Raw genomic sequence first — 256 nt, forward strand, 5'->3', positions numbered from 1 at the left:
CCAGAATGCTGCCGCCTGTCAAGGTGCTGCTCGGGTCAACTGCCAATACTGCCACACGGTGCCCCATTTCACAAAGCATCGTGCCAAATGCTTCTATAAAGGTGCTTTTGCCGGCACCGGGCACACCTGTAATCCCGATGCGGATGGATGTTCCGGTATGGGGCAAAAGCCGCTGAATCAGCTCCTGCGCCTTTTCCTGATGCTTCCAGGCATTGCTTTCCACCAAAGTAATCGCTTGTCCGAGCACCGTCCGGTT

At 55.5% G+C, this 256-nt stretch carries 1 protein-coding gene; it reads right to left on the bottom strand.

The annotated features are described in order from the left end of the window. On the bottom strand, positions 1 to 256 hold a 256-nt coding region (locus L9G74_RS21245; protein WP_238898755.1), incomplete at both ends, for a P-loop NTPase family protein.

The organism is Shewanella electrica (assembly GCF_022321485.1).
In the GTDB taxonomy this organism is placed as follows: domain Bacteria; phylum Pseudomonadota; class Gammaproteobacteria; order Enterobacterales; family Shewanellaceae; genus Shewanella; species Shewanella electrica.